Origin of the sequence: Roseixanthobacter glucoisosaccharinicivorans, assembly GCF_043195095.2 — a bacterium.
Classification (GTDB): domain Bacteria; phylum Pseudomonadota; class Alphaproteobacteria; order Rhizobiales; family Xanthobacteraceae; genus NCEH01.
The window spans coordinates 441,958-455,225 of record NZ_CM195538.1 but is presented as its reverse complement, the minus strand read 5'-3'; the positions used below and the strand labels follow the sequence as shown (position 1 = coordinate 455,225).

Annotated in this window: 10 protein-coding genes; 4 read left to right on the top strand and 6 right to left on the bottom strand. The window is 67.8% G+C overall.

Annotation, left to right across the window (positions count from 1 at the left end; translation table 11 throughout):
* Positions 1 to 9 precede the first annotated feature (9 nt).
* From V5F78_RS01955 to V5F78_RS01940, 4 genes are all read right to left on the bottom strand, one after another.
* Entirely contained in the window at positions 10 to 663 is a 654-nt protein-coding gene (locus V5F78_RS01955; RefSeq protein WP_394068956.1) for an LbetaH domain-containing protein, read from the bottom strand.
* Complete coding sequence (locus V5F78_RS01950; protein ID WP_394068954.1) at positions 660 to 1,382, bottom strand: DUF1045 domain-containing protein; 723 nt, start codon at positions 1,380 to 1,382, stop codon at positions 660 to 662. The genes V5F78_RS01955 and V5F78_RS01950 overlap by 4 nt, the downstream gene beginning before the upstream one ends.
* Positions 1,383 to 1,472: 90 nt before the next feature.
* Entirely contained in the window at positions 1,473 to 2,603 is a 1,131-nt protein-coding gene (locus V5F78_RS01945) for an alpha-D-ribose 1-methylphosphonate 5-triphosphate diphosphatase (protein WP_394068953.1), read from the bottom strand.
* 123 nt (positions 2,604 to 2,726) lie between these two features.
* Positions 2,727 to 4,292, bottom strand: coding sequence for a hypothetical protein (locus V5F78_RS01940; RefSeq protein WP_394068952.1), 1,566 nt, complete (start codon positions 4,290 to 4,292; stop codon positions 2,727 to 2,729).
* A gap of 270 nt (positions 4,293 to 4,562) precedes the next feature.
* On the opposite strand from V5F78_RS01940, the gene argB reads away from it, so the two are divergent.
* From argB to V5F78_RS01920, 4 genes are all read left to right on the top strand, one after another.
* On the top strand, positions 4,563 to 5,468 hold the full coding sequence (gene argB, locus V5F78_RS01935) for an acetylglutamate kinase (protein ID WP_394068950.1): 906 nt from the start codon (positions 4,563 to 4,565) through the stop codon (positions 5,466 to 5,468).
* A gap of 92 nt (positions 5,469 to 5,560) precedes the next feature.
* Complete coding sequence (locus V5F78_RS01930; RefSeq protein ID WP_394068948.1) at positions 5,561 to 6,280, top strand: pyrimidine 5'-nucleotidase; 720 nt, start codon at positions 5,561 to 5,563, stop codon at positions 6,278 to 6,280.
* Between the two features lie 59 nt (positions 6,281 to 6,339).
* Entirely contained in the window at positions 6,340 to 7,584 is a 1,245-nt protein-coding gene (locus V5F78_RS01925; protein WP_394068947.1) for a GGDEF domain-containing protein, read from the top strand.
* Positions 7,585 to 7,640: 56 nt separating this feature from the next.
* Complete coding sequence (locus V5F78_RS01920) at positions 7,641 to 8,492, top strand: GNAT family N-acetyltransferase (protein ID WP_394068946.1); 852 nt, start codon at positions 7,641 to 7,643, stop codon at positions 8,490 to 8,492.
* Between the two features lie 8 nt (positions 8,493 to 8,500).
* Here V5F78_RS01920 and V5F78_RS01915 read toward each other — a convergent pair whose 3' ends face one another.
* Positions 8,501 to 11,977, bottom strand: coding sequence for an indolepyruvate ferredoxin oxidoreductase family protein (locus V5F78_RS01915; RefSeq protein WP_394068944.1), 3,477 nt, complete (start codon positions 11,975 to 11,977; stop codon positions 8,501 to 8,503).
* Between the two features lie 214 nt (positions 11,978 to 12,191).
* Positions 12,192 to 13,229, bottom strand: coding sequence for a nickel/cobalt transporter (locus V5F78_RS01910; protein WP_394068942.1), 1,038 nt, complete (start codon positions 13,227 to 13,229; stop codon positions 12,192 to 12,194).
* Between the last annotated feature and the right edge of the window lie 39 nt (positions 13,230 to 13,268).

The window sequence follows — 13,268 nt, the reverse complement described above, 5'->3', positions numbered from 1 at the left end:
GAAATCCGCTCAGGGCTGCGGTTCGTCCACCGCCTCGGCCTCGTAGCGCTCCAAAAACGCCTCGATGGAGAGGCTGCGGAAATCCTCCAGCGCCGCGCGCAGGTCCGCGTGGGGCCAGTCCCACCAGGCAAGCGCCTGGAGCCGCGCAGCGATGTCTTCGGGAAAGCGCCATTTCACGATCCGCGCGGGCACGCCGGCGACGATGGCATAGGGCGGCACGTCCTTGCTCACCACGGCCCCCGCCGCGATCACGGCGCCGGTGCCGATGGTGCGGCCGGGTAGGATCACCGCCCCATGCCCCACCCAGACGTCATGCCCCATGTGGAGATGATGGTCGCGGCGCCATTGGAAGAAATCCGGCTCGTCGGCCGCGTCGTCGAAATAGGCCGAGGCGCGATAGGTGAAATGCGACTGGCTCGCCCGCCACATGGGATGATTGCCGGGGTTGAGCCGCGTCATCGCCGCGATGGAGCAGAATTTGCCGATGCTGGCATAAGCGATGTCGGCATCATTGGCGACGTAGGAATAATCGCCCATGTCCACTTCGAGCAGCTTGGTGCGGGCGCCGACCTCGGTGTAGCGCCCGAGGGTCGAGGCCCTCACCTGCGCGCCCTCGTGGATCAGCGGCGCAAGGCCGAGCTTCTTCGGGGCCTGCGGGCTCATGCCGGCATCTCCTGCGTGGCGTCCATGCCGCCCAGCGGTGCGCGGTGGAGGGCGCGGAAGCGCTGCCCGGCCTCGGCCTGGCGATAGATCGCGATCTCCGCGACCGGCACCGGAAGATGCGCGCCGCTGGCGGCATAGGCCTCGCACAGGGAATTGAGCGCATGGGCGCAGGTGGGTTCGTCGAGCGCGTCGGTCAGCGTCATGTGGAAGCGGAAATCCTCCAGCACGAAGGGATAGCCGTAGCGGTGCAGATGCTCCAGCTGCCGGGCGGAGAGCCGCTCGGGGCGGCGCCGGGCCAGCTCCTGCTCCGTGAGGGGCGCGCGCAGGCCGTCCAGCTCCACCACCGCGCAGGCCGCGAGATCCAGCAGCGCCGGCACCGGCGTCGGCATCATCAGCGCCACGAACATGCCGAGCTGCTGCACCTCCAGCGGCGGCAGCTCGAACGGGCGATAGCCGGTGGCGAAGGCGGAGACGGCGGCGAACAAATCGGCCTCGTCCAGGCCTTCGGCGAGGCGGAACGGCGCCTTCAGCGTGCCGTGAAACCCGTAGCGGCGCGGCTCCTGCGTCAGGGCATGCCAGGTCTCGGCATCGAACCCGGCGAGCGCGGGCGGCGCGACCTCGGCGCCGGTGGCGGCGTCATAGCCGAGCACGGAGGAGCCGAAGGCCCACAGGGCGCTCTCGCCGGGCGGCGCGAGATAGATGGCATAGCGCGGCGACATTCGAACCCCCATTCACAACCGGCGCGGCGGGCGCGGACGGCGCGCCAAACTAAGGCGCGCCCGCTCTCGCGCAAGATGCGCCACGCCTTTTTAGAACACCCGCGCGCCTTCGACGAACACTTCGCGCACCACCGGCGTCTCCCCCTCGAGGCGGAAGCGCAGCAGGTCGGCGCGCAGGCCGGATTCCAGGCGGCCGCGATCTTCAAGCCCCGCCATGCGCGCCGGCCGCGCCGTGACCAGCGCCATGGCCTGCGGCAGCGCGATGCCCTGGCGGGTCAGCGCAAGCGCGCCCTGGAGCAGGCTCGCGGGCACATAATCGGAGGCCAGCGCATCCAGCAGCCCGGCGGCCGCGAGATCCTTCATGGCCACGCCCCCGGAATGGGAACCGCCGCGCACCACATTGGGCGCGCCGCCGATGGTGGTGAGCCCCGCCGCATGGGCGGCGCGCGCGGCTTCCATCGTGGTGGGAAATTCGGAAATGGTGCACCCGGCGTCCTGCGCCATCGCCACATGGGCGGGCACGGTATCGTCATGGCTCGCGAGCACGATGCCGGTGTCGCGCAGAAGGGCCGCCAGGCGGGAATGATTTTCCGCCACCGCCGCCCGCCCGCGCTCGGTGCGCTCCAGCACTTCCTGCTCCACATCCTCGGCACTCTTGCCGATGCCGGACAGGAAGGTCTTCAAATGCTCCACATTGCGCCATTGGCGGGTGCCGGGCGTGTGGTCCATGAGGGAAGCGAGCGAGAGCCGCTCCCGGCCGAGCTGCGGCTCCACCAGTTCCAGCACGGACGGGTCGGTGAGTTCGCAGCGCAGGTGGATATGATGGTCGGCGCGGAACAGCGGCGCGCTTTGCTCCACCGCCTCCAGCATCACGGTAAATAGTTCGCGGCGCACGGATTTCGCCTGGTCGAACCCACCCGCGCAGATGGCGTCGAACACCGTGGTGATGCCCGAGGCGACGGTCTGCCCGTCATGGGCGAGGGCGGCGGCGCGCGGATCGGGCCAGATCACCTTCGGACGCGGCACGAAATGACCTTCGAGCGCGTCGGTGTGCAGGTCGATCAGGCCCGGGGCGATATAGTCGCCGCCGCAATCCTGCGCCGCCGGAAGCTGGGAGCGCCCCTCGCCCACGTCATGGATGCGCCCGTCGCGCACCACCAGGGTTCCGGGAGCGATGCGGTCCTCGAACACGAGGAGCGCATGGGTCAGAATGGTCTCCATCACTGCCTTTCGATGGCCCCTGCTTTCGATGGCACGGCGCGGCCCCGCCGCGCGGACGGCCGCGCCACGCGCCTGTTGCCGGAATCGTCTGTCATAGATGGATGACGGCGCGGTGACCCGCAATCAGGATTCCGGCTTGGTCTTGATCACCTGGTAGAGCTGGAAGCGATCGCCGCTGTAGATCAGCTTCATCTCGTCGGGGTCGGGGTTCTTGTCGTTGGGCTCGGTGAACAGCAGATACACATAGTCGAAATGCTTTGGCCACAGGTCCCAATAGCGCGGGCCGTCCGCGGTGGGTTCCTCGGAGGAGAGCAGCATCTGCTCGAGGGTCGGCGGGGTGCCGTCCTCGGTGTCCACCCAGTCCTTGTACGGCGGGCGCACGCGCAGGATCTGCTTGCCGGGCACGGTGAAAGCGGTCGTGACGAGCGCGGATTTCTCGATCATGGCCAGGCAGGCCGCATGCACGAGGCCGAGGTCGCGCACGTCATACCCGCCCATGGGGTCGGCATAGGCGACCAGCACCTTGGAGCCGCGCTTGATCTGCTCCACCGAGCCGCGGAAGGCCACGGTCCATTGCGACAGGCGGTCCCACACCAATTGCACTTCGCCGACCCGCACCGCCAACAGCAGCAGCAGCACGACGGCAAAGCCGCGCCGCGCGAGACGATGGCGCAGATCCACCTGGATGCAGGCGATCACCATGAAGGCGATGGCGATCGGAATGCGCTGGTCCGCCATGTAGGTGGCGAAAAAGGTACGCGGGAGCGCCAGATAGATCGCGCCGCTCACGATCAGCAGCGGCGTGATGACCGGATGCAGGCGGATCAGGCGATGGCGCAGCGCCCATAGGGCGGCCAGCAGCACGATGCCGGTGAGGGCGAAGGCGACATAGTCGTAATAGACGTTCACCACCATCTCGACGCCGTCGATCTTGCCGCGCGGCTCCCACCAGTCCTGCCCCGCCAGCTTCAGAGTCGGGCTGGCCAGCATCAGGGGCAAGGTGAGGGCGAACGGAAAGCCGGCGGTGACAAAGCGGATGATGCGCGCGCGCAGCGGCCCTTCGCCCCGCTGCCACAGGCGGTAGAGTTCATACGAGAGGATGCCGATGCCATAGATGCCGGTCGCCACCAGATGGCAGAAGAACAGCAGCAGCACGAACAGGCAGGAAACGGCATAGCGCCAGGGCCACGGCTTGTCGCGCAGCAGGATCCAGCTGGCGAGCGCGGTCAGCGCGAGGCCGATGCCGAAGATGTAGTTCATCACGCCGACCAGGAACACGCTGTTGTACAGCAGCGGGAAGGCGAGCAGCGCGATCGCCGACCAGGAGCCGAACAGCGCGCGGTGCAGCAGCATGGTGCCGAAGGCGATCAGCGCGAAGGTGGCCAGCGTGAATACTTCGCCGGCGGCATAGACGTTCATCACCCGCGCGAAGATCGGCACCACCAGATCCACCATCAGATTGGGGATCACGCTCCATTCGATGAAATAGAAGCGGGAAAGGTCAGGATCGCCCGGCACCGAGGCGATCACATGCATGCGGGCGAGATGGTTCACATAATCCGACAGGGGCGGAATCGGATGCGTCAGGATCGGGATCGCCACCATGACAAGGCAGATAACGAAGAGCAGCGCGATATAGCGCGGCCGCAAATCGAGCGCGCGTCTCGCATGTTGGCGTGTGGTCGGCATAACTTATCCTAAGGGAAGGCAGGCGGAAGGAAAAGCGCCCGCCCGGCGCGTAGCACGGTTAGGGCGGGAAATGTGTTGGATACATGACCGGCCCGCGGGGGTTTCCCCGGCTTTTCCTGTAACGGTTCCAAATCGCCGTTTTGTGACCTGCCAACGCTTTCCCCACCCTGCCGGGGCGCAGCGGGGGCAAGCGGTTAAAAACCGTTCGACTTTGCCTCCACATGCTCTAGAACGGCGCCGCCCAAAGCCCGATGACGAGAGGCCGAGCCGATGAGCGTGCAGGAACCCGCCGAGCTGGCGGAAGGAAGATTGCAAGCCGAGGTGCTCGCCAAGGCCCTGCCCCACATGCAGCGCTATGACGATGCCATCATCGTCGTAAAATACGGCGGCCATGCCATGGGCGACGAGGCCGTGGCGCGCAATTTCGCCGAGGACATCGTGCTGCTGGAACAGGCCGGCGTGAACCCGGTGGTGGTGCACGGCGGCGGCCCGCAGATCGGCGCCATGCTCACCAAGCTCGGCATCAAGAGCGAGTTCGCCGGCGGCCTGCGCATCACCGACAAGGCGACGGTGGAAATCGTCGAAATGGTGCTCGCCGGCTCCATCAACAAGCAGATCGTGGGCTTCATCAACGAAGCCGGCGGCAAGGCCATCGGCCTGTGCGGCAAGGACGGCAACATGGTGCTGGCCAAGAAGGCGAGCCGCGTGGTGGTCGATCCCGGCAGCAATATCGAGAAGGTGGTGGACCTCGGCTTCGTCGGCGAGCCGGACCAGGTGGACACCATGGTGCTCGACCAGATCCTCGGCCGCGAGCTGATCCCGGTGCTGGCGCCGGTGGCCGCCGCGCTCGACGGCGGCACCTATAACGTGAACGCCGACACCTTCGCCGGCGCCATCGCCGGCGCGCTCGGCGCCAAGCGCCTGCTCATGCTCACCGACGTGCCCGGCGTGCTCGACAAGACCAAGCAGCTCATCCCCCGCCTCACCATCGCGGAGGCCAAGGCGCTGATCGCGGACGGGACGGTTTCCGGCGGCATGATCCCGAAGGTGGAAACCTGCATCTATGCCCTGGAACAGGGCGTCGAGGGCGTCGTTATCCTGGACGGCAAGGTGCCCCACGCGGTGCTGCTGGAACTGCTGACCGACCACGGCGCGGGAACCCTCATCACCCGCTGAGCCAGCATCATCGACCCCGGCGGCGCCGCCGGGGTCGAAATACACGAAGAACAAATTAGGTACATCCAGCAGATCCGCACGGGGAGCGTCTCATGTCGTCAATAACGCCGTCGCGTTCCTTTGAGGAAGTGGAGACCTGGGTCTTCGATCTCGACAATACTCTTTATCCCGCACATCTCGACCTTTGGACGCAGCTCGACGCCCGCATGCGCGATTATGTGGCGCGCCTGCTCAACATCAGCCACGAGGAAGCGTTCGTGGTGCAGAAGGATTATTATCGCCGCTATGGCACCTCGCTGCGCGGGCTGATGATCGAGCATGGGGTGGACGCCGAAGCCTTCCTCGCCCATGTGCACGATCTCGACCTGTCGGAGCTGGAGCATTCCCCCCGCCTCGCCGCCGCCATCGAGGCGCTGCCCGGCACCAAGCTGGTCTATACCAACGGCTCGGAACGGCACGCCCGCAACGTGCTGGAGAAGCTCGGGCTCGGCGGGCATTTCGCGGCGGTGCACGACATCGTGGCGGCGGAATTCCATCCCAAGCCGACCGAGGAGGCCTATCAGCGCTTCCTGCGCGCCCATGGCGTCGATCCCACCCGCGCCGCCATGTTCGAGGATCTCGCCCGCAACCTGGAGGTGCCGCACCGGATCGGCATGGTGACCACCCTCGTGGTGCCGCCCGGCGAACGGATCGCGGCCCGCGAAACCTGGGAGTTCGAAGGCCGCGAAGCCGCCTATGTGGACTTCATTACCGAGGACCTCGCGGGCTTCTTGGAACGGGCTGTAGCTCCGATTCCTACAATGAACGGTTGAATTGCCCTGTCCGGCCCTGTACCCACCAACCGCGTGCCTCCAATTGCTGCCAGCTCATCATGCCGATCAATGCCGCCGAGTGGATAGGATTGGTGCATGCGCCCGTGCTGGTGATCGACAGCACGCATCGGCGCGCGCAGAACGCGAATGCTGCCGCCGCCGGGCTGCTGGGATGTGATCCGGCGGGGCAGACCCTGTCCTACCTGGTCGGCGATTTCGCCGCCGGCCGCCTTGCCGCCATCCTCGAACAGACCTTGCCGGCGGACGAGCTGGTGCTTGACTGTTTTCTGCCCACGGGCGCGGCGAAGCTCGGTTTCCGCTTCGCCCGGCCCGCCAGCGCGGATGTCACCGTCCTGACCTTGGCGCAGCATGCGGCCGACCCCCGCCAGCAGCCGCCGGTGGTGGACTGGTCGCGCCTGCTGCAGACCGTGGTGGAGCGCCTGCCCGTGGGCGTGGAGATTTATGACAGCGGCTTCAATGAGTTATACGCGAACCAGGTCTCCGATGACCTGTTCCTGTACGACGACACGCCGCTGCGTCCCCATCATGACGCCTGGTGGGAGCCGGCTTTTCCCGATCCCGAAGTCCGCGGCCGCGCCATTGAAGAGTGGCATGGCCTGATCCAGGCCGCGCGCGCGAACCAGGACGGCGTGCTGCGCACCGAGTGGGAAGTGGTGTGCCGGGACGGCGCCATCCGCATCGTCCAGTTTCGCCTGCGCATCATCGGCGACACCTATGTCGTGGTGTTCTGGGATGTGACGGAACGCCGCCGCCTGGAAGCGGAATTCCGCCGCCTCGCTGGCACGGACGCGCTGACGGAGACCTACAATCGCCGCCGCTTCTTCGAAACCGGGCGCTCGGAATTCCGCTTGGCCGAACTCTCCGGCCAGCATCTGTGCCTGCTGATGCTGGATATGGACCGGTTCAAGAAGGTCAACGACCAGTTCGGCCACGCCGCGGGCGACACCGTGCTGAAGGAGGTGGCGGCACGCTGCCGGGCGATCCTGCGCCAGAACGACATCATTGCCCGCATGGGCGGCGAGGAATTCGCCATCCTGCTGCCGGGCGCGGACAAGGATTATGGCGCGCGCATCGCCCAGCGCCTGATGGCCGCCATCCGCTCCGAACCGATCACCAGCGGCGCTCTGACCTTTCACGTGCAGGCCAGCATCGGCATCGCGGTGCGCCAAGACGACGACGAGAACCTGGAAGCCATGCTGGAGCGCGCGGACCGGGCGCTCTACCTCGCCAAGGCCAGGGGACGCAGCCGCATCGTCATCGGCGATTCCACCTTGCGCACCTGAGGCGCGCGCGGCGAAGCTGCGCCGGTCGGCAGTTCCGCCGGCTCTGGGGCCTCACCATGGGCATGGACGCGCGCACCCTGTCGCCGCACGAGGTCGCGCTGGCCGTGGAATGGGCGGCGCGCGAAGGCTGGAATCCCGGCCTCGACGATGCGGCCGCCTTCCTTGCGCAGGACGCCGGTGGCTTCCTCGGCGTGTTCGACCAGGGGCAGCAGCTTGCGGCCTGCGTCTCTGCGGTGCGCTATGGGGCCGATTTCGGCTTCCTCGGGTTCTACATCTGCCGGCCGGACCTGCGCGGTCGCGGGCTGGGGCTGAAGGTGTGGGATGCCGCCATGGCGCGGCTCGCCGGGCGCGTCGTCGGCCTCGACGGCGTGCTGGCGCAGCAAGAGAATTACCGCAAATCCGGTTTCGTCCTGGCCCACCGCAATACCCGCTATGGCGGCCCGCCCCAAGCGTTCGAGGCCGACGGCGCAGTCCTGCCCCTCGACACGACCGGGCTGGCGGAAGCGGGTGCCATGGATGACGCCTGCTTCGGCTTTTCCCGGCCGGATTTCCGCGCGAGATGGCTCGCCCCGACCCACGGGCGCGCCTTCGGCGTCCACCGGGCGGGCGCGCTGGCGGGCTATGGAGTGGTGCGGCGCTGCCGCAGCGGCCACAAGATCGGGCCGCTGTTCGCCGACACCCCGGCGGACGCGCGCCTGCTGTTTCGCGCACTCAGCACCTTCGCCCATGCCCACGCGCCCGAGGCGCCGCTGTTCCTCGATGTGCCGGAGCCCAACGGGGCGGCGCGGGCCCTGGCCGAGGGCGCCGGGTTCGCGCCGGTGTTCGAGACCGCGCGCATGTACAAAGGCCCCGCGTCCGGTTTGCCGCTCGATCGCGTCTTCGGCATCACCAGCTTCGAACTCGGCTGAACAGGCCCCTATTCCGCCGCCTGCGCCGGCCGCACGGGCGGAGCGCGGAAGCGGGCGAAAAGCGCGGCCTCCTCCGCTTTCGCCGCCTCAAGATGCCGCGCCTTCACCGGGCCATAGCCGCGGATCTTCTCGGGCACGCTTGCGAGCGCAACGGCATGGGCATGGTTATCGGCATCGAGCGCGCCGACGATCTCGCCCAGCAGCGCCTCGTACGCCGCGATCAGCGCCCGCTCGGTGCGCCGCTCGGCGGTGCGGCCGAATGGATCGAAGGGCGTGCCGCGCAGCCCCTTGAACCGCGCGAGAAGGCCGAACGCCTTCATCATCCACGGGCCGAACCGCATCTTGCGCGGCTCGCCGTTCGGCCCGTCGGCGCGGGCGAGCAGCGGCGGGGCGAGGTGGAATTCGAACTTCAGGTCGCCCTCGAAGGCGGCATTGACCTGGCGCTGGAACTCGCCGTCGGCAAACAGCCGGGCGACTTCATATTCGTCCTTATAGGCCATGAGCTTGTAGAGATTGCGCGCGACCGCCTCCGCCAGCCCGCCCCGGCCCGGCGCCCGCGCGGCCTCGGCGGCGCGCACGCGCGCCACCAGCTCCCCATAGCGCCTCGCATAGGCCGCGTTCTGATAGGCCGTGAGCGAGGCCTCCCGGCGGGCGATGATCTCATCCAGACCCTGGGAGAGCTTGCGCGCATCGGTGGTGGCGGCGGTCGGCCCGAGCAAGGCATCCACCCGCGCGGGATCGTGCGCCGCCCGGCGGCCCCACAGGAAGGCGGCCTTGTTCATGGCCACCGCCTCGCCGTTCAGCTCCAGCGCCCGCAGGATCGCCGCTTCCGACACCGGCAGCGCGCCGAACTGATAGGCATAACCCACCATGAAGATGTTCTGCGCCAGCGAATTGCCGAACAGCGCCACCGCGAGCCGGCTCGCCTCGATGAGATGGGTCTTCTCGACGCCCGCGAGGCCGGAGATGGTGCGCTTGAGCCGTTCCGTGGGCAGGGAATAATCCGCGTCGCGGGTGAAATCGCCCGGCAGCACTTCGTGGGTGTTCACCACCACGATGGTCGCGCCGGGCTTCACCGCCGCCAGCACCTTCTTGGTGCCGGCCACCACCAGGTCACCGCCGAGGATCAGGTCGGCGCCGCGCGCGGGAATGCGGATGGCGGTGATGTCCTCCGGCCGGTTCGCAAGGCGGATGTGGCTGTAGACCGCCCCGCCCTTCTGCGCGAGCCCGGCCATGTCGATCATGCCGCAGGCCTTGCCTTCAAGGTGCGCGGCCATGCCGAGGATCGCGCCGATGGTCACCACTCCGGTGCCGCCCACGCCGGTGGCGATGATGCCATAGGTGCCGTGGATCTCGGGATGCGCGGGTTCGGGAAGCTCCGGCCAATCCTGGGCGCCGGAGGCCACGCCGGCCGACTTCTTCGGCTTGGCGCCGTGCACCGTGACGAACGAGGGGCAGAAGCCGTTGACGCAGGAAAAATCCTTGTTGCAGGAAGATTGGTCGATCTCCCGCTTGCGGCCCCACTCGGTTTCCAGCGGCTGCACGGACACGCAATTGGACTTCACGCCGCAATCGCCGCAGCCCTCGCACACCCGCTCGTTGATGATGACCCGCTTGTCGGGATCGGGAAACTGGCCGCGCTTGCGGCGCCGGCGCTTCTCGGAGGCGCAGGTCTGGTCGTAGATCAGCACGGTGCAGCCGGGCACGGCGGCCAGTTCGCGCTGGACGGTTTCCAACTCGTCGCGATGATGAATGGTAAGGCCTGCGGGCCAGGCCTCGCCGCTCGCGTATTTCTCCGGCTCGTCGGTGACGACGACGACCCGCTTGGCGCCCTCGGCCGCCACCTGGCGGGCGATCACCGGCACGGTGAGATTGCCTTCGTGATGCTGGCCGCCGGTCATGGCCACCGCATCATTGAACAGGATCTTGTAGGTGACGTTCACGCCCGAGGCGATGGCGGCGCGCAGCGCCAGATAGCCGGAATGGTTGTAGGTGCCGTCGCCGAGATTCTGGAACACATGGCCGCGCTTGGAGAACGGCGCCTCGCCGATCCAATTGGCGCCCTCCCCGCCCATCTGGGTGAAGCCGGTGGTCTCCCGGTCCATCCATTGCACCATGTAATGGCAGCCGATGCCGGCATAGGCGCGCATGCCTTCCGGCACCACGGTGGAGGAATTGTGCGGGCAGCCGGAGCAGAAATAGGGAATGCGGGTGGCGACGTCGCCGGTCGCCGCAAGCACCCGCTGGGCCTCCTCCAGCTCGGCGAGGCGGGCGGCGATGTCCGGCAGGTCGCCATAGGCCAGCAGGCGCTTGGCGAGCGCGATGGCGATGTCGTTGGGGTCGAGCGCGCCTTTGACCGGAAACAGCCATTGGCCCGCTTCGTCGCGCTTGCCGATGCACACCGGCTGGTTGGCGGTGCCGTACAGCTCCTCGCGCACCTGCACCTCGATCAGCGAGCGCTTCTCCTCCACCACCATGATGAGGTCGAGCCCGGCCGCGAATTCGCGCAATTGCACCGGCTCCAGCGGCCAGGGACAGGCCACCTTCCAGATGCGCAGGCCGAGATCATTGGCGCGCACCTCGTCGATGCCCAGTTCGTCGAGGGCAAGGCGCACGTCCAGATAGCTCTTGCCGACGGTGGCGATGCCGATGCGCGGGCGCGCGCCGCCGGAGGTGATGAAACGATTTAGCCGGTTGGCGCGCAGGAAATGCAGGATCGCGTCGCGCTTATATTCCTGAAGCCGCTCCTCCTGGGCGATCGGCGTATCGCCAAGGCGGATGTTGAGCCCGCCCGGCGGCAGCGCGAAGCCGAGCGCCGGCTCGATACGCACCCGGTCCACCCGCCCGTCCACGATGCCGGTGGATTCGATGGTGTCCTTCACCGCCTTCAGCCCGACCCATGTGCCGGCGAAGCGCGAGAGCGCCCAGCCATAAAGGCCGTAATCCAGAATCTCCTGCACCCCGGCCGGGTTCAGCACAGGGATCATCACATCGACGAAATGGAATTCGCTCTGGTGCGCGGTGGTGGAGCTCTCGCAGGTGTGATCATCGCCCATGAGGGCGAGCACGCCGCCATGCTTGGAGGTGCCGGCATTATTGGCGTGGCGGAACACATCGCCCGAGCGGTCCACGCCTGGCCCCTTGCCGTACCAGAGGCCGAACACGCCGTCATACTTGCCTTCGCCCCGCAGCTCCGCCTGCTGGGAGCCCCAGAGCGCGGTGGCGGCGAGATCCTCATTGAGGCCGCTCTGGAACAGGATGTCATTGGCGGTGAGCAGTTTCTGGGCCCGGCCGAACTGCTGGTCCAGCCCGCCCAGGGGAGAGCCGCGATAGCCGGTAACATAGCCGCCGGTATTGAGCCCGGCGCGCCGGTCGCGCTCCTTCTGCATCAGGGTCAGGCGCACGAGCGCCTGGGTGCCGGAGACGAAGACGTCATCCTGCGTCAGGTCATATTTGTCGTCGAGCGAGACGGGCTTCATGGCCATGGGCGCCTCCGGTGCGACGCGGCGGCCGCTGGGCCGCTCTCCTTCGTGCGCCCGTACGGACGCCGACGCATCTTTTGATCTACCTCAAAGCTTACACGCGCCCGCGCCCCCGGCAATTTCGTTGTTTGGAGGGATTGTGAAATGAAGTTGCCAAAAAAGGAGGCTTGACGAATTTTGGCGCAACGCAGCGAAAATGCGTTGCGCCTGCAAAGTTTTAGCCCGGGAGCAGGCGTTCGCTCACCGCATAGCCGGTCAGCAGCGCGACGCCGAAGACGCACACCAGCATTGCGGCGCCCATCTCGATCGCCAGCAGCAAAGCCGTGCCCCGGCCGGAGGCGACCGTGGCCAGCTTCACCGCCAGCCGCTTGCCATAGACCGCGAGCGCCGCGATGCCGGTCACCGTCAGCGCGGTGCCGAGCCCCATGGCGAACGTGGCCGCAACGCCGCTCCAGATCACCCCTTGCGACAGCGCGAAGGTCAGCACCAGGATCGCGCCGGAGCACGGCCGGGCGCCGGCGGAAACCACCGCCACCGCCGCCCGCTTCCAGCCGCCACGCCCGTCCAGCAGGTGCGGGTCGGGCGCATGCTTGTCGCCGCAGCCGCAATCGGGGCCGTGGACATGGGCCGCGGGCTGGCCGCGCAGCACCGCGATCAGGCTGAGCGCCTTGCGGAAGGCGAGATAGGCGCCGAACACGGCGATACCGCCATAGGCCGCAATCTCAAGCACATTCATGGCCCCCGCCATGGACGCGGCGGTGCCACCGAGCAGGATCGCCAGCAGCCCCACGAACAACACCGCCGCCAGGGCCTGCACCATGCCCGCCGCCAGCGCCAGCAGCGCCCCACGGCGCAGCGTGCCGCCATCCGCCAGCAGATAGGAGGAGATCACCGCCTTGCCATGTCCCGGCCCCGCCGCGTGGAACACGCCATAGGCAAAGGAAAGCCCGGCCAGCAGGCCGAAGGCATGGCCATCGGCCTTGGCCGCCCGCACCGCCTGGATGAGGGCGCGATAGAATTCGCTCTGCTTGGCGATCAGAAAGCCGGCAAGGCCGGACGGCGCAGGCCCGCCGCCGCCAAGCCCGAACGGCGTGGTCTTGGGCCCGAACGCCCCCGGCGCCGCGTTCAGCGCCTGGGCGACCGCCGGCTCCGCCGCCAGGAGGATCAGGACCGCGACGGCAAGGCCCGCGAACAAGGCCCCCGCGAGGGCAAATGGATGGCGTCGCGCGCGCGACGGCCGCCAGCAAAGCATCATGGAGGGCTCTTCCGGTAGGTCACATTTCGCCGACGCGAA

Bases quoted from the DNA above. Each gene is read 5' to 3' on its own strand.
- V5F78_RS01940 (WP_394068952.1), bottom strand. From the start codon at position 4,292: ATGCCGACCACACGCCAACATGCGAGACGCGCGCTCGATTTGCGGCCG.
- V5F78_RS01955 (WP_394068956.1), bottom strand. From the start codon at position 663: ATGAGCCCGCAGGCCCCGAAGAAGCTCGGCCTTGCGCCGCTGATCCAC.
- V5F78_RS01915 (WP_394068944.1), bottom strand. From the start codon at position 11,977: ATGGCCATGAAGCCCGTCTCGCTCGACGACAAATATGACCTGACGCAG.
- V5F78_RS01945 (WP_394068953.1), bottom strand. From the start codon at position 2,603: ATGGAGACCATTCTGACCCATGCGCTCCTCGTGTTCGAGGACCGCATC.
- V5F78_RS01920 (WP_394068946.1), top strand. From the start codon at position 7,641: ATGGGCATGGACGCGCGCACCCTGTCGCCGCACGAGGTCGCGCTGGCC.
- argB (WP_394068950.1), top strand. From the start codon at position 4,563: ATGAGCGTGCAGGAACCCGCCGAGCTGGCGGAAGGAAGATTGCAAGCC.
- V5F78_RS01930 (WP_394068948.1), top strand. From the start codon at position 5,561: ATGTCGTCAATAACGCCGTCGCGTTCCTTTGAGGAAGTGGAGACCTGG.
- V5F78_RS01950 (WP_394068954.1), bottom strand. From the start codon at position 1,382: ATGTCGCCGCGCTATGCCATCTATCTCGCGCCGCCCGGCGAGAGCGCC.
- V5F78_RS01925 (WP_394068947.1), top strand. From the start codon at position 6,340: ATGCCGATCAATGCCGCCGAGTGGATAGGATTGGTGCATGCGCCCGTG.
- V5F78_RS01910 (WP_394068942.1), bottom strand. From the start codon at position 13,229: ATGATGCTTTGCTGGCGGCCGTCGCGCGCGCGACGCCATCCATTTGCC.